Origin of the sequence: Algoriphagus halophilus (assembly GCF_041729275.1) — a bacterium.
Taxonomy (GTDB): Bacteria; Bacteroidota; Bacteroidia; order Cytophagales; family Cyclobacteriaceae; genus Algoriphagus; species Algoriphagus halophilus_A.
This window is the reverse complement of the sequence record NZ_CP146486.1, coordinates 2173279-2195317: the sequence shown is the minus strand read 5'-3', so window position 1 is coordinate 2195317 and position 22039 is coordinate 2173279. Positions and strand designations below refer to the sequence as shown.

Annotated in this window: 12 protein-coding genes, 1 tRNA gene and 9 pseudogenes; 11 read left to right on the top strand and 11 right to left on the bottom strand. The window is 38.8% G+C overall.

Annotated elements, in window-relative coordinates; genetic code table 11:
* Positions 1–61: 61 nt before the first annotated feature.
* Positions 62–138, bottom strand: a tRNA-His gene (locus V8V91_RS11740).
* A gap of 77 nt (positions 139–215) precedes the next feature.
* Positions 216–1558 (bottom strand): annotated as a pseudogene (locus tag V8V91_RS11735) (dihydroorotase).
* 47 nt (positions 1559–1605) lie between these two features.
* Here V8V91_RS11735 and V8V91_RS11730 point away from each other — a divergent pair.
* Positions 1606–2978 (top strand): annotated as a pseudogene (locus V8V91_RS11730) (DEAD/DEAH box helicase).
* Between the two features lie 38 nt (positions 2979–3016).
* Here V8V91_RS11730 and V8V91_RS11725 read toward each other — a convergent pair.
* Positions 3017–4510: pseudogene (locus V8V91_RS11725) on the bottom strand (M28 family peptidase).
* A 274-nt stretch (positions 4511–4784) separates the two neighbouring features.
* On the opposite strand from V8V91_RS11725, the pseudogene gcvP reads away from it, so the two are divergent.
* Positions 4785–7681 (top strand): annotated as a pseudogene (gene gcvP / locus V8V91_RS11720) (aminomethyl-transferring glycine dehydrogenase).
* A 51-nt stretch (positions 7682–7732) separates the two neighbouring features.
* On the opposite strand, the gene V8V91_RS11715 reads toward gcvP, so the two are convergent.
* The 3 genes from V8V91_RS11715 to V8V91_RS11705 all read right to left on the bottom strand — a co-directional run bounded on the left by V8V91_RS11715 (position 7733) and on the right by V8V91_RS11705 (position 9794).
* Positions 7733–8041: a hypothetical protein gene (locus V8V91_RS11715; protein ID WP_373400214.1), complete on the bottom strand. Its 309-nt coding sequence runs from the start codon at positions 8039–8041 to the stop codon at positions 7733–7735.
* Between the two features lie 91 nt (positions 8042–8132).
* Positions 8133–9011 (bottom strand): lipoyl synthase, encoded by an 879-nt coding sequence (gene lipA / locus V8V91_RS11710; protein WP_074225291.1) that lies wholly within the window; start codon positions 9009–9011, stop codon positions 8133–8135.
* Positions 9012–9065: 54 nt separating this feature from the next.
* On the bottom strand, positions 9066–9794 hold the full coding sequence (locus V8V91_RS11705) for a hypothetical protein (RefSeq protein WP_373400212.1): 729 nt from the start codon (positions 9792–9794) through the stop codon (positions 9066–9068).
* 71 nt (positions 9795–9865) lie between these two features.
* On the opposite strand from V8V91_RS11705, the pseudogene V8V91_RS11700 reads away from it, so the two are divergent.
* Together V8V91_RS11700 and sdaAA are read left to right on the top strand one after the other, a co-directional pair.
* Positions 9866–10269: pseudogene (locus V8V91_RS11700) on the top strand (OsmC family protein).
* Positions 10270–10307: 38 nt separating this feature from the next.
* A pseudogene (gene sdaAA / locus V8V91_RS11695) lies at positions 10308–11215 on the top strand (L-serine ammonia-lyase, iron-sulfur-dependent, subunit alpha).
* Positions 11216–11417: 202 nt separating this feature from the next.
* On the opposite strand, the gene V8V91_RS11690 reads toward sdaAA, so the two are convergent.
* The 5 genes and pseudogenes from V8V91_RS11690 to V8V91_RS11670 all read right to left on the bottom strand — a co-directional run bounded on the left by V8V91_RS11690 (position 11418) and on the right by V8V91_RS11670 (position 16012).
* On the bottom strand, positions 11418–11660 hold the full coding sequence (locus tag V8V91_RS11690; protein WP_373400210.1) for a hypothetical protein: 243 nt from the start codon (positions 11658–11660) through the stop codon (positions 11418–11420).
* Complete coding sequence (locus V8V91_RS11685; protein ID WP_373400669.1) at positions 11657–12604, bottom strand: calcium/sodium antiporter; 948 nt, start codon at positions 12602–12604, stop codon at positions 11657–11659. The genes V8V91_RS11690 and V8V91_RS11685 overlap by 4 nt, the downstream gene beginning before the upstream one ends.
* A gap of 8 nt (positions 12605–12612) precedes the next feature.
* A pseudogene (gene upp, locus V8V91_RS11680) lies at positions 12613–13260 on the bottom strand (uracil phosphoribosyltransferase).
* A gap of 119 nt (positions 13261–13379) precedes the next feature.
* Positions 13380–14612 (bottom strand): OmpA family protein, encoded by a 1233-nt coding sequence (locus V8V91_RS11675; protein ID WP_373400209.1) that lies wholly within the window; start codon positions 14610–14612, stop codon positions 13380–13382.
* A 119-nt stretch (positions 14613–14731) separates the two neighbouring features.
* Entirely contained in the window at positions 14732–16012 is a 1281-nt protein-coding gene (locus tag V8V91_RS11670; protein ID WP_373400207.1) for an OmpA family protein, read from the bottom strand.
* 172 nt (positions 16013–16184) lie between these two features.
* On the opposite strand from V8V91_RS11670, the gene V8V91_RS11665 reads away from it, so the two are divergent.
* The 7 genes and pseudogenes from V8V91_RS11665 to V8V91_RS11635 all read left to right on the top strand — a co-directional run bounded on the left by V8V91_RS11665 (position 16185) and on the right by V8V91_RS11635 (position 22022).
* Positions 16185–17093 carry a M20/M25/M40 family metallo-hydrolase gene (locus tag V8V91_RS11665; protein ID WP_373400205.1) on the top strand — a complete coding sequence of 303 codons (909 nt, stop codon included), beginning with the start codon at positions 16185–16187 and terminating at the stop codon, positions 17091–17093.
* 10 nt (positions 17094–17103) lie between these two features.
* A complete protein-coding gene (gene hpt, locus V8V91_RS11660) occupies positions 17104–17640 on the top strand; it encodes a hypoxanthine phosphoribosyltransferase (protein ID WP_373400204.1) in 537 nt (178 codons plus the stop codon).
* 15 nt (positions 17641–17655) lie between these two features.
* Positions 17656–18228: an adenylate kinase gene (locus tag V8V91_RS11655; RefSeq protein ID WP_373400202.1), complete on the top strand. Its 573-nt coding sequence runs from the start codon at positions 17656–17658 to the stop codon at positions 18226–18228.
* 72 nt (positions 18229–18300) lie between these two features.
* A pseudogene (gene obgE / locus V8V91_RS11650) lies at positions 18301–19295 on the top strand (GTPase ObgE).
* 76 nt (positions 19296–19371) lie between these two features.
* On the top strand, positions 19372–19938 hold the full coding sequence (locus tag V8V91_RS11645; RefSeq protein ID WP_373400200.1) for a nucleotide exchange factor GrpE: 567 nt from the start codon (positions 19372–19374) through the stop codon (positions 19936–19938).
* Positions 19939–19945: 7 nt separating this feature from the next.
* Positions 19946–21054 (top strand): annotated as a pseudogene (dnaJ, locus tag V8V91_RS11640) (molecular chaperone DnaJ).
* A gap of 80 nt (positions 21055–21134) precedes the next feature.
* Positions 21135–22022 (top strand): hypothetical protein, encoded by an 888-nt coding sequence (locus V8V91_RS11635; RefSeq protein ID WP_373400198.1) that lies wholly within the window; start codon positions 21135–21137, stop codon positions 22020–22022.
* The last annotated feature ends 17 nt before the right edge of the window (positions 22023–22039 follow it).

Here is a 22039-nt window from a genome sequence, read left to right as displayed (position 1 = left end):
GACAAATGTTATGCCAGTTAGAGCTTCTTAAAACAAGAAAACCCCTCGATATGAGGGGTTTTGGGGTGAAAGACCGGGTTCGAACCGGCGACCTCTGGTGCCACAAACCAGCGCTCTAACCAGCTGAGCTACAATCACCATTTTTCATTTGAGAGACTTGTCTTCCAAATGGTCTGCAAAAGTAATTATTAAGATATTCCAGTGCAAGGTTACAGTTAATAATTTCTTAAAAAACTTATTCGCTCACCTTTTTTCTCTTCATGGAATGTTCCTTCTTCGTACGCCAAGTGTCCAGAAACGATCGTATGGGTCACTTTAGATTTAAAGGTATGTCCCTCAAATGGAGACCAGCCACATTTGGAAAGAATGTTGCTTTTTTCAACGGTCCAAGGGGCATTTAAATCCACTAATACTAGATCGGCGAAATAACCTTCCCGGATATATCCCCTATCCTTGATTTCAAAAAGAATGGCCAGATTGTGACACATTTTCTGGACAATCATTTCCAAACTGATTTTACCCTGATGGTAAAAATCCAACATGGCAACTAGACTGTGTTGATTTAATGGTCCGCCAGAAGGTGCTTTGGTATATGGTTGTGCTTTTTCTTCCAAAGTATGAGGGGCATGATCAGTAGCGATCACGTCAATGGTTCCATCTAAAACAGCATTGAATATTGCCTCCCTGTCTTTAGCAGTTTTTACAGCAGGATTCCACTTGATCAGGTTACCCTTTTCTTCATAATCCTTTTCGGAAAACCACATGTGATGAATACATGCTTCAGAAGTGATTTTTTTATCTTTTAATGGAATGGAATTATCAAAGAGTTCAAGTTCCTTGGCAGTACTAATATGAAGTATATGGAGTTTAGTACCGTATTTTTTGGCCATTGCCACGGCTCTGCTAGAAGCATCGTAACAAGCTTCCTCGGATCTGATTTTTGGATGGAATTTGACAGGGATATCATCCCCGTAAATTTCTTTAAAAGATTCCAGGTTAGCCTTAATGATATTGTCATTTTCGCTATGAATCGCAATCAAGGTTTTACATTTCTCAAAAATCTTTTCGAGTACATGTGGATTGTCGACCAACATATTGCCTGTAGAGGAACCTTGAAAAACTTTTACACCGCAGACATTGGAAGGGTCAACTTTTAGTATCTCTTCCAGGTTATCATTGGTGGCTCCGAAAAAAAGGAATAATTCGCCAAGGAAACTTCTGATGCTCTTTTGTATTTTTCTTCCAAAAGTTCGATCGTGGTGGATTGAGGGATGGTATTGGGCATTTCCATATAGGTAGTGGTTCCACCAGCAACTCCCGCTTTTGCTTCCGTATATATTTCCGCTTTATGGGTCAGTCCGGGCTCCCTAAAGTGAACCTGATCATCAATTAATCCTGGAAGTAAATATTTTCCTCTCGCATCAATATGTGTGTCAGCGGCCTCAGAGCTTAAATCTGACCCAATTTTGGCGATTCTTCCATTCATTACTAAAACATCACCCGGACTTATCCGGCCTTCATTGACTATATTTGCGCCTGTGATTAATATACTTTTCATCGATTTATCAGATTCATTTACAAATTATACCATAAAATTAGCGAATCATGAGCAATGAGGCCTTAGGTTTTGAAGCATTTAAGCTAAATCGTCAATTATTAGACGCAATTGCTGAGGCTGGATACACTCATCCAACCCTCATTCAGGAGAAATCCATTCCCCTTGCCTTGGCTGGACATGATGTTTTGGGGATAGCTCAAACGGGAACCGGCAAAACGGCAGCCTATGTGCTTCCTATATTAATGAAAGTAAAATATGCACAGGGAATGCACCCAAGAGCGCTGATTTTAGCTCCTACTAGAGAATTGGTGATGCAAATTGAGTCTGTGGTAAAGGATCTGGCGAAGTATACTGACCTCCGTCTTGTGTGTTTGTATGGAGGTTTGGGGCCTAAAACTCAAATCGAAACCATCAAAGCTGGGATAGATATCATAATTTCTACTCCAGGAAGATTCTTGGATATTTATAGGAAGAATGAACTCTATACCAAGGATCTTAAAACCATGGTACTGGATGAGGCAGATAAAATGATGGATATGGGTTTTATGCCCCAGATTCGGTCTATTTTGGAAGTGATTCCTGTCAAAAGGCAGAATCTTCTTTTTTCGGCAACCTTTGGAGGTAGAATTGAGAAGTTGGCCCATGAGTTTTTGGAATTCCCCGAGCGAGTAGAAGTAACTCCACAAGCCACTACTGCTGAGACAATTGGTCAGGTCAAATACCATGTCCCAAATATCAAGACAAAGATCAATCTCTTGGCGAAGCTTTTGGAAGAAGAAACGGTGACCAGGGCAATTATTTTTACCAGATCAAGAAAGAATGCCGAAGAAGTCTTCCATTTCTTGGATCGTAGGCATTTTGGAGAAATCCGAGTTATTCATGCGAATAAAGGGCAAAACACACGAATTAATTCCATGGAAGACTTCAAGGGTGGAGAGGTTCGGATTTTGGTGGCAACAGACGTGGCCTCTCGTGGTCTAGATATTAGTATGGTCTCTCATGTGATTAATTTCGATGTGCCATTGATCTATGAAGACTATGTTCACCGTATTGGAAGGACGGGTAGAGCTGAGCAGGAGGGCAAGGCCATTACTTTCGTAAATCCTGCAGAAGAGTACCATTTTGAACGGATTGAAGAAATCATTCGAATGAAAGTGGAAGAGTCACCAATCCCTTCAGGAGTAGACATCACCAACACGCCGTTTGAAGAGAAGCAAGCTTATGCAAGAGAGCTTGATCGTTTGAAACAACGGGATGATCCAAATTACAAGGGGGCATTCCATGAAAAGAAGGAAAGAAAAAAGCGAATCCATTTACTGAAAAAGCAAAAGAGGAGAAGAAACGGGGCAACAAAAATTCGAAGGCGAAAAAGAATAGAAATCAGTTGAAACAAAAAAATCAACGAAATAAAGGGAAGTAATGAAAAAGCCCCGGAAAATAATCCCGGGGCTTCATGTTTTATCTGTCGGTTCTTGTATTGGTGCCGTCTACACGAATTTTATTTTCTCTATTGGCAAGATCCCAAGCTGTATAGAAAATCAGTTTCGCTCTTTTGGCCATCAATGGGAATTCGATTTTATCCACTGTGTCAGTCACTTGGTGATAATCATCATGAACACCGTTGAAGAAAAAGCAACAGGTATATTGTGCTTCGCAAAGTTGTAGTGGTCTGATCTGTAGTAGAATCTGTTTGGATCGTCTTCAGCATCGTATCTGTAATCCAAGATCAAATTGCTGTACGTGATGTTGTTGTATTCCAAGATTTTTTCAGATCTGTAGATAACATCTCCGAGCCAATTACATATACGAAATCTTTGTTTTCTGCATCTTGGTATTCGTAATCAATTCTACCTACCATATCGATATTGATATCTACTATAGTGTTTTCCAATGGAAGAACTGGGTTTTCGGAATAGTATTCAGAACCCAAAAGTCCTTTTTCTTCTCCAGTCACGTTCAAGAATAAGATAGATCTTCTTGGTTTGATACCATCTTTTGCAGCAGTTGCAAATGCTTCAGCAATTTCCATAACAGAAACAGTTCCAGAGCCATCATCATCTGCACCGTTGAAGACTTCTCCTGTACTGCTAACCCCTACATGGTCGTAGTGAGAAGAAATTACAACGATTTCATCTTTTTTGTCAGTTCCTTCCAAGAAAGCTAGGATATTGGAAGACTCCACATCTTCTACTTTCTTTTTGATTTGGTAGCTGGCTTTTGAGCCTTGATGGACTCAGGATTGGATTTAGCAGCTTCTTTCAATTCTTCTACAGAAGTATCGAATAACTCTCCCATTTTGTCAGAACTTACCATAAATATTGGTCTTTGCTCTACTTCTTTAGGAAACCCAATTCTTCCTTTTCCTGCTAGTGTTTTGTATCTATTGGCGATACGATCAAAGTTGGCCTGACCTTCCATGGATACGATCACAATTCCTGCTGCACCAGCATCCATTACTTTTTTGACTAAGTCATTGGAGCGTACACCTACAGCCCAAATACCTACTAATTTATCAGTAACGTCTACTTTTGCTAAATTTTCATCAGACACTAATCCAAGAAAGACTAACTCAGATTTGGCTGATTTCTTCATGTCACCATCGCCAGTAAAAACAAAGTCTTCGTTATTGACTAATTTATTTTTACCGATTTTCAAGGATACATCTTCAAAGGAAGTACTGACCAATTCTACTTTTTGAAGGTAACCGCCATCAACTGGACCAGTCAATCCTAGATTTTTGTAAAAATTAACAATGTATTCTGCTGCCATTTTTTGTTCCTCTGAACCAGTGTCTCTGCCCTTCATCTCATCAGAAGCGAGGTAAGTCAAGTTTTTGGTAAGATCGGCAACGGTGATGGTGTTGGCATATTTCACCTGAGCAGGTGTTTGTGCCAAAGACGGAAGCGAAAGCCCAAGAGCTAAAGCGCCTGTCAATAACAAGCTTTTATTCATCTTGATTATAATTAGGGTTTTATGTAAAACTTTTTTGATACGTGAAATTTCAAAAATAAGCTGAAAATCAGCATCAAATCCTTTGTTAAAGTATTTTCCGGCCCAAAACTAGATATTTTTTTAACCCTACAAACAACCGTCTGTAAATAAGAGTTAAAAGCTTGATAAAATATTGAAAATCTAAAAAGCTTTATCTGTCAATAAATTGTACCTTTGCACTTTGAAAAACAAGGGCATGTTTTAACCCAAATATTCATTCTTCCCTACGTTCTTTATGAAGATCAATCTTTCAAACGCAGTAAAATTCGAAAACAGGCATAACGGTCCTACTGACGCAGAGATCGCCGAGATGTTAGAAAAAGTCGGAGCTTCCTCAATAGAAGAGTTAATCGACGAGACTGTTCCAAAATCCATCCAGTTAGAGAAGCCGCTTAATCTTCCATCTGCTCAGTTAGAGACAGATTTCTTGGTTGAATTCAAAAAGCTTGCTTCCAAAAACAAAGTCCTGAAATCCTTCATTGGTTTAGGATACTATGACACTTTTGTGCCAAATGTGATTTTGAGAAATGTGCTGGAAAATCCAGGATGGTATACTGCCTATACGCCCTATCAAGCAGAGATTGCACAAGGTAGATTAGAGGCGCTGATTAATTTCCAGACCGTAGTGATGGAATTGACAGGTATGGAATTGGCAAATGCCTCTTTATTGGATGAAGGTACTGCAGCCGCTGAAGCCATGGGGATGTTGTTTGCGGTTAAAGGAAGAGAGAAAAAACTGCTGCGAAGTTCTTTGTTGATGAAAATGTGTTTCCTCAGACGAAAGCGGTTCTTGAGACAAGAGCTGAGCCAATTGGGATTGAAATCGTCTATGGCTCTGTTGAAGAATTAGACGTTACTGATCCAGAATTATTTGGAGTTTTATTCCAATACCCTGATTCTGATGGTGTAGTTAGAGATTATAGCGCAATTGTAGCTGCTGCTAAAGAAAATAAAGTCCATACTGCTTTTGCTGCAGATTTATTAGCGTTGACCATTTTAACCCCTCCGGGAGAAATGGGAGCAGATGTGGTGGTAGGAACTGCCCAAAGATTTGGCGTTCCAATGGGCTATGGTGGACCGCATTCTGCCTTCTTCGCTACAAAAGAAGAGTTCAAAAGACAGATTCCTGGTAGAATCATAGGGGTTTCTTTGGATAGAGCTGGTAACAAAGCATATAGAATGGCGCTCCAGACGAGAGAGCAACATATTAAAAGAGAAAAGGCAACTTCCAATATTTGTACTGCACAGGTATTGCTTGCTGTGATGTCAAGCTTTTATGCAGTTTATCACGGTCCAAAAGGGCTTCAGAATATTGCATTGAGGACTCATGGTCTTGCAAAACTTACTGCAAATGGATTAAAGGAGCTAGGATTTGAAGTGAGTGAAAATGAGTTTTTTGATACCATTAAAGTAACACTAAGCTCTCATGACCAAGCTCATTTTTCTGCGATTGCAGTGGGAGCAGGTATGAACTTCAGATATGCCAAGGATGTGGTTTATATTGCTTTTGATGAGACAAAATCATTGAGAGATGCACAAGAGGTAATTAATGTATTTGCCTCTGCGGCAGGAAAAGATCCTGTTTCGTTAAAAGAAAAATCTGATAGCCTTGAAGTCGAATTCTCTGAAAGTTTGACTAGAAAATCAGAGTACTTGACCCATCCAGTGTTCAATAGTTACCACTCCGAGCACGAAATGCTACGCTATATCAAGCGTTTGGAAAACAAAGATCTGTCTTTGGTTCACTCCATGATTTCTTTGGGATCTTGTACCATGAAACTGAATGCTACAGCGGAGATGATTCCTGTAACTTGGCCTGAATTTGGTCAGATGCACCCATTCACTCCAATGGCACAAACAGCAGGTTACCAAGAATTATTTGCCAACTTGGAAAGATGGCTGTCTGAAATTACCGGTTTTGCTGGAACTTCCCTTCAACCAAACTCAGGAGCGCAAGGAGAATTTGCAGGGTTGATGGTGATCAGAGCATATCATCAAAATAGAGGTGAGGCACATAGAAACATTGCATTAATTCCAACCTCAGCTCATGGAACTAATCCTGCCTCTGCTGTGATGGCCGGAATGAAAGTTGTATTAGTGAAGTGTGATGAAAAAGGAAATATAGATCTTGAGGATCTAAAAGCAAAAGCTGAAACTCACTCAAATGATCTTGCTTGTTTGATGGTTACTTACCCATCAACTCACGGAGTATTTGAAGAAGCCATTAGAGAAATTTGTGCTACCATCCACGATAATGGGGGTCAAGTATACATGGATGGAGCCAATATGAATGCTCAGGTAGGATTAACGAGTCCAGGAAACATTGGGGCAGATGTTTGTCATTTGAACCTACACAAAACATTCTGTATTCCTCATGGAGGAGGAGGACCTGGTATGGGGCCTATCTGTGTAGCTAGTCATTTAGTTCCTTTCTTACCGGGAAACCCATTGGTAAAAACAGGAGGAAAAGATGCTGTTTCATCTATTTCTGCTGCTCCTTATGGAAGTGCCAGCATACTTCCAATTTCTTATGCCTACATCGCAATGATGGGTGGAGATGGTTTGACCAATGCTACCAAAATGGCAATCTTGAATGCAAACTATATCAAAGAAAGATTGAGCGGTCATTACCCAATCCTATATACAGGAACAAAAGGTAGAGCGGCGCACGAAATGATTGTTGACTGTAGAGCATTTAAGGAAGTTGGAGTAGAAGTTGAGGATATTGCTAAGAGATTGATGGACTACGGGTTCCACGCACCAACTGTATCCTTCCCTGTAGCAGGAACCTTGATGATTGAGCCAACTGAATCAGAGACCAAAGCAGAGTTGGATAGATTCTGTAATGCTTTGATTTCTATTAGAGCTGAAATTAAGGAGATCGAAGAGGGTAAAGCGGATAGGGTAAATAACGTGCTGAAAAACGCTCCTCATACAGCCAATATGGTATTAGTAGGAGAATGGGACTTTCCTTATACAAGGGAGAAAGCCGTATTCCCAATTGATTATGTGAAGGAAAATAAATTTTGGCCTACCGTTAGAAGAATTGACTCTGCCTATGGTGATAGAAACCTCGTTTGTAGTTGTATTCCTGTGGAAGAATATGCAAGTGAAGAGTCCGAACTAGCATAAGTTCAAAACTTAATAGTTAAAGAAAAGGCTGCCCTTGGCAGCCTTTTTTTGTTATTCAGCTGTTAATGGTTTTTGTTCACTCAATTCAATTTCGAGGCCTCCTACTTTGCTGGCAACGAGGTTATACATCCAAGCAAAAAGGGCCCCAAAGAGAAAACCAATTATTCCATAAAAGATAGGGATGCCAAGGATAATAATAATGATAAAACCACTTCCAAAAGGTAGCCCTGCAGCTTCTGTTCCTATAAAAGCCAATACAAAAAGCCCGTAAGGAATTCCAATAATAGCGCCGATCCCAGCTAAAGTCAGTCCATAAATTCTAGCAGCGGAGCCAATCCCGATTTTTTTAATTACTTGCATAAAAATAATTTTAAAGTTTTAGTTTAAAAATATAGGCAAAAAAAAAGCACATTATTGAAAATGTGCCTTAATTAATTCGTTTTGAAGAAATTTAAACGTTTACATGTCTTTCTGCATGATAGGATGATCGTACCAAAGGTCCTGATTCTACATATTTCAGTCCTCTTTTTAAACCTTCCTCTCTGTACATATCAAACATGTCCGGATGAATAAATTCAGCCACTTCAATATGCATTTTTGTAGGTTGAAGGTATTGTCCTAATGTCAGGATATCGCAACCATGTGCTGCTAAATCATCCATTGCTTTAAATACTTCTTCTTTCGTCTCTCCTAATCCTAGCATAATCCCAGTCTTTGTCCTTTTCCCATACTCTTTAGTGAGTTTGATTTGCTCCAAGGAACGGTCATATTTTGCTTGAGGACGTACTCTTCTATAAAGACTGCCCACTGTTTCCATATTGTGAGAAACTACTTCTTGGCCACCGTCAATCATTCGATACAAGGCATCCCAATTAGATTTTACATCTGGAATAAGTGTCTCTATGGTAGTGGAAGGGGAAAGTTCCTTGGTCTGAACTACCGTTTGGTACCATATCTCAGCTCCTTTATCTTTCAATTCATCTCTATTGACAGAAGTAATTACTGCATGCTTAACTCCCATCAATTTAATGGCTTCTGCCACTCTTCTTGGTTCATCTGTATCGTATTCCGGTGGTCTACCTGTGGCTACAGCACAGAAAGAACATGACCTGGTACAAACATTACCCAAGATCATAAACGTAGCGGTCCCTGCTCCCCAACACTCTCCCATGTTTGGACAGTTACCACTTTCACAAATTGTATGAAGTTTATGTTCGTCTACAAGTTTTCTTACTTTGGCATATTCTTTCCCAATAGGAAGCTTTACTCTCAACCAATCAGGTTTTTTTCTGCGAGTTGCCTCTTCGGAAATAACAGGTAATTCGATCATGGAATTGTGATTTTTTGCAAAGTTACAGCAGTAGGTCGTAAAACCCAATTTGTATTACTTCCTAAACCCGTAATAAAAGGTGAAATAAACAGATTGGAAGAGTTGCCTGTTTTCTGCTGTTGGAATTAAAGGTATTTCCTTGGTAAACCCTTCAAGCATGTATCCTAGTTCCAATCCGGTAACATTACTTCTAAAAACCCCGAATTCGAAGTTAAAAGCAGCTTTTACATTAGCTCCAATTGCTAATTCTGATTGGCCAATCCCTTGAAATAATCTCCCTGTTCCCAAAATATTAAATCTACTTTGATGTACTTCAGGGTCATATTGTTCGGATACTGTTTCTACCCTGTTTAGAGCATATTCAATATAATAGGGGGCAATTAAGCCAAGTGAAGGCCCAAAAGCTGCAAGTGCAGAAACCTGTACCCCCTGATTAGGGGCTTTTTTAAATAAAACTATTTCTCGACCATATTGTGGACGAATAGCATAGAGGTAGTTTGATTTTCCAAAAATGTAACTATTTCCCAAAACCGTGTTGTAACGGACTTCTTTTGGATTTTTTACATTTGATAATTCAATCGACCAGAAGCTGAATTGTTCGTCGGTAATTCTTGTTCCAACTTTGAATACAAACCCTCCAATAAGCCCACCATTGGTGTTCTTGTTTACTCCAAAGAGGTATTCTTTGTCATATTCATAATTACCAATATCATCTCTTTGAGCGAAAGTGTCTATCGCAACAAAAATGAAAAGGAGCGGAAGAAGTAATTTCAGCTTGGTCATTCGAAAAGGTCGAAAATATTGCCCTATTTTGTGGTTACAATTATTTAAACTGATTTTAAAAGTAAGAGTTTATGCCAACTATAAAAAGTTCGTATTTAGGAAATTTGAGAACTAATTCAGAGCATCTTCAATCTGGGACAACCTTAATGACGGACGCTCCCGTTGATAATAATGGGAAAGGGAGAAGTTTTCTCCTACCGACTTGGTATCTAGTGCTTTAGGGAGTTGTATGGTGACGATTATGGGTATTGTAGCAAACCGGGAAAATGTGGAATTGGATGGATTAACATGGGAGGTGACAAAAATTATGAGTGCCTCTCCAAGAAAAATTCAGGAAATAATAATTGATTTTCATTGGGAAAATCCGGTTTCTGACCCAGTGATGATCGAAAAGTTGAAAAATGCTGCTCGAACCTGCCCTGTAGCTTTGAGTTTAGATCCTGGCATAAAACAGACCATAAATTTCAATTTCTAAGCAGGCAAAAACTATTTTAGAAATTTAACAACATTAGTATGTGTTACCTTTTTGAATCATTCAAGGGTTGGAAATCCTACTGTGAAGAAAAAAATGTTTCTCTACACGATTCAGTGATTGAATACGAAGTAGAGCAGAAAAATGCCGAATCCCAGCAAATCAAATCGGGAATTCTGAAGGCTTATCAGGTAATGAAAGATGCTGTAAGGACTGGTTTGGAAGAGGAGATGACTTCAAGGTCTGGCATGATTAACAATGGTGCAAAGAAAGTATTTAATCACCCTTTGAAAGTCTTTTCCCCGAATTTCAAAAATTGATTTCTCGGGCTTTGGCTGCCAAGGAAGTAAATTCCTGTATGGGTAGGGTGGTTGCTGCACCTACCGCGGGAGCTTCAGGGATTTTACCTGGTACTTTGGTGACATTACAAGAGATCCATGGTTTAGAAGACGAGCAATTAGTAGAGGGTTTACTCGTAAGCGCAGGAATCGGTTTAATCATTGAGGAAAAGGCAAGCTTAGCTGGAGCTGTTGGTGGATGTCAAGCCGAAACTGGATCTGCAGCTGCAATGGCAGCGGGAGCCATGGTTTATTGTCTAGGAGGAACTACTGATCAGGTTTTTAACGCTGTAGCCATCACGATTCAATGTATGCTGGGACTAGTTTGTGACCCTGTTGCTGGCTTAGTGGAAGTTCCCTGTGTAGTGAGAAATGCAAGCGCCGCTTCAATTGCCTTCAGTTCTACCCAGATTGCCATCGCAGATGTGAGTTCTGTAATACCCGTAGATGAATGTATTGATGCTATGGGAGAAATAGGTGCCTCTATGGAAAGTAGGTATAAAGAAACAGCTCTAGGAGGTTTAGCGGCCACCCTAACGGGGCAAGAAATATCCAAAAGGGTTTTGATTCAAGACATTGAGATCTTGCCTGATGATGAATTACTCGAGTAATTTATGAAAGAAAGGTATGTTCAATAATTGATCAATACTTAAACAAAAAACAGTTGCCCAAAAGAGACTACTTAAAAGCATATTTAGATAAATATGCCTTTTTTTGCCCCAAACGAAACCATGATTAAGGTGCCTCCAATCGGGGTCAAGACTAAGGGGGTTATGATAGCAATTCCTATCTCTCCATATTTTTTCCAGACCTTTACAAGTGTTCTGTTTTTTTGGAGAAAATGGGTTTCTTTTTGTTAAAGCGGAGTTTTAAATATTTTTTGAACTTATTTCCAACCAAAGTGAAAAGAAACACACTTGTCATCATTCCTGCCACGGTTACAAAAATGGATTCTATAACTCCATATCCAGCTGCCGATCCGAGCACAGGACCAGCGATGAACTTGAAAAGACTTAAAAAGTAGATTCCCAGAAAGGTGATCAAAGAGTCACTCATATTACTCTTAACAAGAAATACATATAAGTACCATAACCTAGGAATAGAATAGCTCCTTCGATAAAGGAAATTTTCATTTTAGTTCTGATTAAAGGGAAAAGGATCAAGGTAAAACCTATCATCCAAAGATAATCGGAACTTAAAAAATCATCCGAAATTGCAATGGGTTTAATGATGGCGGTAATGCCTAAAATGGAAAGAATATTCATGATATTACTTCCTAGGATATTTCCAATTGCCATATCTGTTTTCTTGGATAAGGCGGCCATAATGGAGGTAATCAATTCAGGTAAGCTTGTGCCAATAGCAATAATTGTTACGCTGATTACTCTTTCGGATATGCCAAATTCCCGAGAGATTTTTACTGCATTGTTTACCAATAATTCTGACCCAAAATACAAACCGACGATGCCCCCTAAAAATAAAGTGATGGCTAAAAACCAGCTATAACCTTTTACCTGTTCAATTTCCTCTTCCCCTTCTGTACTGTCCGTCAAGCCTCCTTGGCCACTATTTCTAAATAAATAGATATTGAATCCTATAAATAAAGAAAACATGACGATTCCTTCCCATAAGCCTATTTCACCATTATAGCTTAAGGCATAGAAAAGTAAAGTGACTAAGACAGTAATGAGGTAATCAAATCTTAGGGTGCTTTTACGAATTAATATTGGGTAAAATAACCCACTGAGACCTAGTACCATGCCGATGTTCGCGATATTGGAGCCAACTACATTTCCTATAGAGATGTCGCCATTCCCTTTCAAAGCTGCATTGACACTGACCAAAAGTTCTGGGGCAGAGGTCCCAAAAGCAACAATGGTAAGACCGATCAACCCGGCACTCATACCAAGCTTAACAGCAATGGCCGCAGCTCCATCTACTAGAATTTTACCACCATATAATAAAATAACCAGGCCAAGACCCAAAAGAATGTAATCCATCATAGAATTTAAAGTTTCGGTCCAAATGCTAAATCCCCAGCATCACCTAAACCAGGAACGATATAAGATAAATGGTTTAGTTTTTGGTCAAGAACTCCCAGCCAAAAGGAGTATGGGACTTCTTTTAGGTTATTTTGAATGTGCTCGATTCCCTCTGGGGCTGCGAAGGCAGCTGCAATGTGTATTTTTTTGGTTTCCCATGAACCAATAATGCATTGATTGTTTTAATAAATGACTTTCCAGTGGCGAGCATAGGGTCTGCTATGATTATTTCCTTACCTTCTAAAGAGGGACTTGCTTGATATCCGAGATTGATTTTTATTTCTCCATTTTCCTGTTCCTCCTCACGAAATGCTCCGATAAACCCACTTTCTGCCTGATCAAAGTAATTTAAAAAACCTTGGTAAAAAGGAAGTGAGGCTCTTAATATCGTAATGATAACCAACTCAGAGATGATTTTTTTAGATGGAGCGACATCCAAAGGGGTTTTTACTTCAATTTCATTGAATTCTAATTCTTTGGAGATTTCATAGGCAAGTATTTCTCCTAAGCGTTCCAGTTTTTCTAAATCGCATTCTATCCTTTTGAATTTCGATATCACGAAGCTCATTGATGAAATGATTTGCAACTGAAGGCGTTTTAGAAAGTATAAACATGTTACGAAGATAAAATAAAACCCGGCTCTTTTGAAACCGGGCTTTATCAAGTTTGAAGACTTACTTTATTTCAAATCTTACTCTTCTGGCCATTTGCCTTGCATCAGCGGAAGATTTGTCTACACTAGTATCTTCTCCATATCCCTTGTAGGATAGTCGGCTTGCATCAATTCCAGCTGAAATAAGAATGTTATAGACGCTTTTTGCTCTTTTTCAGAAAGTTTGATATTATAATTCTCAGGACCTAATTCATCTGCATATCCTTTCACCTCAAGAGAAACCCCTGGGTTTTTCTTTAAGAAATTTGCTACATAATTCGCTGCGGAAATAGAATAGGCAAGAGGCGTCGAGCTATCAAAAGCAAAATAAACGTTTACATATCCATCATTGACGGCTTTCTGAAGGTAATCCACTTGATCAACTACCTCTTCCACCGGGCATCCATTTGTTGAAGCAGGACCAGGTAAAAAAGGACATTTGTCTAGATGGTCAGGAGTACCGTCTCCATCAGAATCCAAAGTTACTCCGTGAAAATCAACTCGTGCTTCGGCGGGTGTATTAGATTCTTTATCCAAGTAATCAGGAATTCCGTCTCCATCAGAATCTTTTAACATGTCTTTGATTCCATTGATTTGAGTGGCAAGTTCCTCTTTTGTAGCATATTTATCTGCCGCAATAAACCAATCTGCGTGCTCCTCTGCAGAACCCAAATAAACATTAATCCCCAATGTACCAGTCCACCAAGTTCCAGGTGCATGAACAAATGGATTTTGAGTTAAATCATCAGGCTGAACTTTGGAATTATAAGCATTTCCATCAAAGGTGTAGGTCTGTCTACCATTATAGATAACCGATACATCGCCTGTAAGTGCAATTCGATTACTTAGTTTAAATAGGGGTTTAATTCCAGCAATGATATTGTATTGATATTCAGGAACCTGGTTTAAAACCGTCTCGGTAAAACTCATTCTCCCAAATCCAGCTCCTAAGTGCCCCAATAAGCCAATCCTTCTAGAAAAGGCTTCAAAATTCAAAATCCTTCCCCAATTCACCACGCCTTGTACATCGGCTCTCAAATAATTGGTTTTGAATTCAGGACTTTCATTTTTCACCTCATTAAATGAGCCAAAGCCTATATCGCCTTTAAAGCCAAATTTTTCATTTATCATATACCGGGCTCCAAAATCAATATGGCCAATATTTAAAGTTGGACTGTAGAATCCAGGCGTAAGCGGAGACATAGGCTTGTTGAAACCAAAGTTTGTTTCAAAAGACCATTTGTTAAATTCTGATTGCGAAAACGCAGAAAATCCAAGGCTAAACAGGATGAAAGCCAATAGATATTTTTTCATGAAGGTGTAATTTTTAGGGTGTGCGACAAAAGTAGAAAAAATCATACCATTCTTGATAAATATTTTTGGCAAAAAAAAGCCCGGATCATCCGGGCTTTTAAATTTTATTTGAATGAAGCTTACTTCACTTCGAAGCTTGCTCTTCTTGCCATTTGTCTTGCGTCAGCAGAAGACTTGTCAACGCTAGTATCTTCTCCATAGCCTTTGTAAGAAAGTCTTGAAGCATCGATTCCAGAAGCGATTAGTAAGTCGTAAACAGCTTTAGCTCTTCTTTCAGAAAGCTTCATGTTGTAATCTTCAGGGCCTAATTCATCAGCATATCCTTTGATTTCAACACTTACACCTGGATTCTTTTTCATAAAGTTAGCTACATAATTAGCAGAGCTAGTAGAATATCCAAGTGGTTTAGCGCTATCAAATGCATAGTAAACATTTACATACCCATCATTGATAGCTTTCTGCAAGTAATCAACTTCTTCAACTACTTCTTCAACAGGGCATCCGTTGGTAGATGCTGGACCTGGAAGGAATGGACACTTATCCATGTGATCAGGAGTACCATCACCGTCAGAATCCATGGTAGTACCATGAGAATCAACTCTTGCTCCAGCTGGAGTATTTGGTTCTTTATCTAAGTAATCAGGGATACCATCACCGTCAGAATCCTTCAACATATCTTTGATTCCGTTGATTTGAGATGCCAATTCTTCTTTAGTAGCATATTTATCAGCAGCGATATACCAGTCCGCATGTTGCTCAGCAGAGCCCAAGTAGAACTGAAGACCTAAAGTACCAGTCCACCACGTTCCGTTAGTTCCATAAAAACCATTATCAATTGCTGGTCTTAAAGCACCATCACCATCCCAAGTAACAGTCTGACGACCATTAAGGATTGTACTGATATCAGCAACTAATGCTACACCATTACCTAACTTAAACTGAGGAGTAACACCGAAGATGAAATTGTAAACATCATCAGTGAAATCACTATAAGTATTTTCATCAGGGTTGACGTTACCAATACCCGCTCCACCGTGAAATAATAATCCAAAAGATCTAGTGAATGATTCAAAGTTCATTACTCTACCAAGGTTCACTACTCCTTGAAGGTCCAATCTGTAATATTTAGTGTTGAAAGATGGAGATTCATCTTTAACCTCTTTCATAGAACCAAAACCATAATCAAGCTTAAGACCGAATTTCTCATTAAACATGTAACGAGCTCCGAAATCAACATGACCAAGATTTAGGGTTGGGGAAAGAAACCCTGGAGAAAGAGGCGCCATAGGCTTATTAAAGCCGCCATTAACTTCCAATGACCATTTGTCGAATTCCTTCTGAGCATTGGCGCTGAATGCCAAAGCTCCAGCCATAAGTGTTGAGAGTATTAGTTTTTTCATAACAAAAAATTTTTGTTCAAATTTTAAGTGTTTGATTGATGTGATTACAAATTTATAAACTTTTAACTTACTGCAAATCTAGATGAATTATTTAATTCACAATTCCACTGATCAAATAATTCCTAACATTTTTACAGTCTATTGACAATTACAGCACATATTTAATGCCAAAATGAAAATATTAAATGAATTATTAGAATTGAAAGGTGTTTCTGGAGATGAGTCCGCAACATCTCAATTCTTATACAAATATGTCGAAAAACAAAAGAAAATATGGAATGTTTCGCCAAAAATATTTTTCGGCGAAGATTTTCATGACTGTTTACTCTTGAAATTCGGCAATCCAAGGACTGCTGTTTTTGCCCATATCGATACTATTGGTTTTATGTCAAGGTACGATAATCAATTGATTCCGGTTGGGGGTCCTGAAATAATTCCTGGGACATGGTTAGTAGGTGAGGATAGTTTGGGAGCCATTAGATGCAGACTTCAAGGAGATGAAGAGGGGCTATTCCATGATTTTCCTAGGGGAATTGAGCCTGGTACTCGCCTTTCATTTGAACAGAATATTCGAATCGATTCTGAATTTATTGAAGCAGCATATTTAGATAATAGGTTGGGTGTCTATAATGCACTCAAGTTGTGCGAAACACTTGAAAATGGTTGGGTTGTGTTTTCTACTTATGAAGAACATGGGGGAGGAAGTATGCCCTTTTTATTGAAATTTATTCAGGATAACTCTCCTATTAAACAAGCTTTGATATCAGATATCACCTGGGTGACAGAAGGTGTAAAGCATCATGAAGGAGTAGCTATTTCCATTCGCGATAAATTTATTCCTAGAAGGAAATTTTTAGAAAAAATTATTTCAATCGCGAAAGAAAGTCAGGTGCCATTTCAACTAGAGGTGGAGAATTATGGGGGAAGTGATGGAAGAGAAATACAACACTCTCCCTACGCAATAGATTGGTGTTTTATTGGCGCCCCAGAAGATCAAGTTCATTCACCCAACGAAAAAGTATCACTGTCGGACTTGAATTCGATGATAGAACTATATAAAATTTTAATGGAGAAACTTTAAATCAAGATTCATGACTATAAAAATAAAAGACAAAGCATTTGTTCCTTTTATTAATGAGAAGCAATTAAAGCAAAAGATTACCCAAGTTGGGGCTCAGATCACACAGGATTTTTCAGGAAAAGACGTGGTTTTGTTGGGAGTACTGAATGGGTCTTTTATGTTTATGGCAGATCTCTGTCGAAGTATAGAACTCCCAGTTCCCTGCACATTTGTTAAAATAAGTTCCTATCAAGGGACTAAAAGTTCAGAAAAAGTAACCGGTCTTTTAGGTATTCAAGAAAATTTAGAAAATAAAAATGTCATTATCGTCGAGGATATAATTGACACTGGAATCAGCATGGATCACATGTTAAAGCAGATTTATGCCTTAAATCCAGCAAGTGTTTCCTTGGTGACTTTGCTGTTTAAACCAGAAGCTTTTCGGTTTAATTATCCGATTGATTATGTCTGTTTTGAAATTCCCAATAAATTTGTCGTCGGCTATGGCCTTGATTATGATGGTTTAGGTAGAAATTTAAAGGAAATCTATCAACTTGATACTCCTTAATTAATAAGATCAGGAATGTATAATATCGTTTTATTTGGCCCTCCAGGTGCGGGCAAAGGCACTCAAAGTGAAAAATTAATCCAAAAATATGGACTGACCCATCTTTCAACGGGAGACTTGTTCCGAAAACACTTAGGTGAGGGAACAGAGCTTGGTCTTCTTGCAAAGAAATATATGAATGAGGGACATTTGGTTCCAGATGAGGTGGTTATTAAGATGGTAGAAGAGAAAATCAGTGAGACTAAAGATTCCCAGGGTTTTATTTTTGATGGATTTCCTAGAACTACCGCTCAAGCTGAGGCTTTGGATAAAATGCTGGCCAAGCATGAGTTGGAAATCTCAGGAATGATCGCTTTAGATGTTCCTCAGGATATTCTTAGAGAGCGAATTAAAGAAAGAGGAAAGACATCTAATCGAGCAGATGATCAAGATGACGAAAAGATTACGACGAGGATTCAAGTATATATGAATGAAACTCTTCCAGTAGCATCTTATTATGAGAAGCAAGGAAAGTTTCAGAAAATCAATGGAGTAGGAGAGATCAGCGAAATCTTCAATCAAATCACTTCCGTGATAGATAGCTACTGATTGGCTTAATTTTCCTAATTTTGCAATCCACATTTGGCTAAGCTTCAATGCTTAGCCTTTTTATTTTAAACAATGGCAGATTCAAATTTCATAGACTACGTAAAGTTTTGTTCCCGATCAGGTGCTGGAGGGGCAGGTTCACTTCATTTCCGTAGGGAGAAGCATGTGCCAAAAGGTGGTCCTGACGGAGGCGATGGAGGAAGAGGTGGACATATTATCCTTAGGGGAATTCCCAGCATTGGACTTTGCTTCACTTGAAATATAAAAAACATGTGATTGCCGAGTCAGGTAAAGCAGGCGAAGGAGGTAGAAGGTCAGGAGCTGATGGAAAAGATATGATTCTCGATGTTCCTTTGGGTACAGTCGCCAAAGATGCTGAAACAGGGGAAAAAAGATTCGAAATTACCGAGGATGGTCAAGAAGTGATTTTGACGAGAGGAGGAAGAGGAGGGTTAGGTAATGATCACTTTAAAAGCTCTACCAATCAAGCACCTCATTATGCCCAGCCAGGTGAAGAAGGGATTGAGGAGTGGATAATTTTGGAACTTAAACTGCTTGCCGATGTTGGTTTGGTAGGATTTCCTAATGCTGGAAAAAGCACGTTACTTTCATCTATTTCTGCAGCGAAGCCAGAAATTGGGGATTATCCTTTTACTACACTTGTTCCGAATTTAGGAGTAGTAGGGTATAGGGATGATAAATCATTTGTGATGGCTGATATTCCTGGGATCATTGAAGGAGCTGCTGAAGGAAGAGGGCTTGGTATCCGGTTTTTGAGACATATTGAGCGAAATTCCATTTTACTCTTTATGGTTCCTGCAGATGCTCCAAGCATTAAAGAACAGTATTCCATTTTATTGAATGAACTGGAAAAGTACAATCCTGAGCTATTGGACAAACAGAGGTTGCTGGCAGTTTCCAAAGTAGATATGCTAGATGAGGAGTTAATGAAAGAAATGGAGGAAGATTTGCCAGAAGGAATTCCCTCTGTTTTTATTTCTTCTGTCAGTCAATACAACTTAGATAAGCTAAAAGACATGATTTGGCAGGCCATCCATAAGGATTAAAATGTCAGATTGTCAGTTTGAATAGGATGGCAATAATATTGTTAAATGGCAGGTATCAACTATTGCGAATTTTAAAATGAAAAATAAAGAACACGAAGATAAAGAAATGGACCAGGCAGAGGAGCAATTAGTGAAAGAATCTCCTGAGGAGCAAGGAAGTTCAGAGAATTTGGGTAAAGAAGAGGTCGTTTCCGTTGAAGAGAAATTAACTGCAGAAGTTGCTGAATTGAAAGATAAATATTTAAGGTTATATTCTGATTTTGAGAACTTTAGAAAAAGAACTTCAAAAGAGAGATTGGAATTAATTACTACCGCATCTGAGGAGGTGCTAAGGGATTTGATTCCTGTAGTGGATGATTTTGAAAGATCTTTGAAAGTTTCAGGTAATCAAGAAGAGATTTCTAAGGAAAACGAAGGTAACTTCTTGATCTATCAAAAATTGATGAGAATTTTGGAAAGCAAAGGATTGAAGCCAATGGAAGATTTGGTTGGTAAGCCTTTTGATGCAGATACCCAAGAAGCAATAACCCAGATACCAGCACCTACCGAAGATTTAAGAGGTAAAGTAATTGATGTAGTTGAAAAAGGATATACACTTGGTGATAAAGTCGTACGATTTGCCAAAGTGGTAACCGGAGCATAAAGAAAATATGGCAAAAAGAGATTATTACGAGGTATTAGGAGTGTCTAAGTCTGCATCTTCTGATGAGATTAAAAAGGCATATCGAAAACTTGCAATTAAATATCACCCGGATAAAAACCCGGACAATCCAGAAGCGGAAGAAAAGTTTAAAGAGGCTGCTGAAGCTTATGAAGTCTTAAGCAATCAGGATAAACGTCAGCGCTATGACCAATTCGGTCATCAAGGCGTTTCTGGTAATGGCGGCTATGGCGGAGGTATGAATATGGATGATATATTCTCTCAATTCGGCGATATTTTTGGAGGTGGAGGTTTCGGATCCTTCTTTGGTGGAGCAGGAGGCGGCGGAGGTCGCAGAACCAAAAAGGGCACAAATCTTCGTGTTAAATTAAAATTGAATCTTGCCGAGGTAGCAAATGGTGTCGAGAAAAAAATTAAAGTTAAAAGACATGTCGTAGCGCCTGGCGTTACTTTTAAAAATTGTTCTACCTGTCAAGGTACAGGACAAATCAAAAAAGTAGTCAATACCATGCTGGGCCAGATGGTTTCGGCAAGCAATTGTAATGTCTGCGGTGGAAGTGGGCAGATCGTTGATAAGAAGCCTGCTGATGCTGATGCAAGAGGTTTGATTGTCAAAGAAGAAGTGATTTCTATCAACATACCAGGTGGTGTTGCAGAAGGGATGCAGCTTAGCATGTCTGGCAAAGGAAATGAAACACCAGGAGGAATCGCTGGAGACTTATTGATTGTTATTGAGGAGATTGAAGATCAAGTTCTTCAAAGAGATGGTAATAATGTTATTTTCGACTTATATGTTTCCTTTATCGATGCGGCATTGGGCGCTTCTTTAGAAGTTCCTACCATAGACGGTAAAGTAAAGATCAAAATAGAACCTGGAACTCAGAGCGGAAAAATGCTTCGTTTGAAAGGGAAAGGAATCAAAGATATCAATGGGTATAGTAAAGGGGATCAATTGATCATGGTGAATGTTTGGACTCCGACCCAGTTATCCAAAGAGGAAAAACAATCTTTGGAAAACCTTAGGTATTCGGAAAATTTCAGGCCTGACCCAGGGAAATCAGACAAAACTTTTTCGATAAAATGAAAGAGTTTTTCTAAAAATTCAATTAGCCAGAAGCAATTCTGGCTTTTTTTATATTTTTAAAGAACCTTTTAAAGTCGCCTCGTAACCTATCGGTATGCTTAGAAAATTGTGTCTGCTGTTTCTGGGAATCATTGGAAGTGTAGGTGTGAGTTGGGCACAGCTAGTTAAAGAATTCAAGATTAGTGAGAAAAAGGGCTATGATATGGTCCATTTAAACTTTTCCTCTTATAAAAGTACAACACTTGTGAAGAGGGTAAGGTCCATGGAGCCTCTATATATCCATGGTCATCTTGAACAGACGAATATCCTTCCAGTGTTTTCTTACGAAATCAAGAATAATATTCTTGAATCTTCTTTAGTCCATAAAAATGTGGAGGCGGATAACCTCGGAAAAAGTATTACTTCCAAATTATTTTCTGGAAATAGTTCAGATTTTGATCATACATGGGATTTAGGGTTGGCGTCCAACTTTCTGTACAATCTGGAATTTAACCTCGGCATGGGCAAAACTGAAATTGACTTAGCGCAGCTCCCAGTAAGTAAACTGAAAGTGCATAGTGCCAGTGCAGATGTTTTGATTCATTATGGTTCAAAGGATCCTAACCAGGTTCAAATGGATACCCTATTGGTTACTTTGAATATGGGTACTATTGAATTGGATGATGTAAATTTTTCGAATGCCTCCAAGATGATTTTTGAAGTGAATTATGGTTCACTCGATTTAAACTTTTCCGATGCAATGCCCAATAAGTGTCAGGTAATTGCTGCTGTTGGAGCAGGTTCTCTAAGATTAAATTTACCTGACGATTCTTATCCGATCAAAATCCGGATGAAAACAACCGCGATGTGCAGAACCACTCTTCCAAAATATCTTAAATCTATCGATAAACACACCTATATTACCAAAGGCTTTAAGGAGTCAGATCCAAGATTGCTTGAACTTATTCTCGATGTTGCAGTTGGGTCTTTAACGATAGAATAGAAAAGTATTTTTGGCTA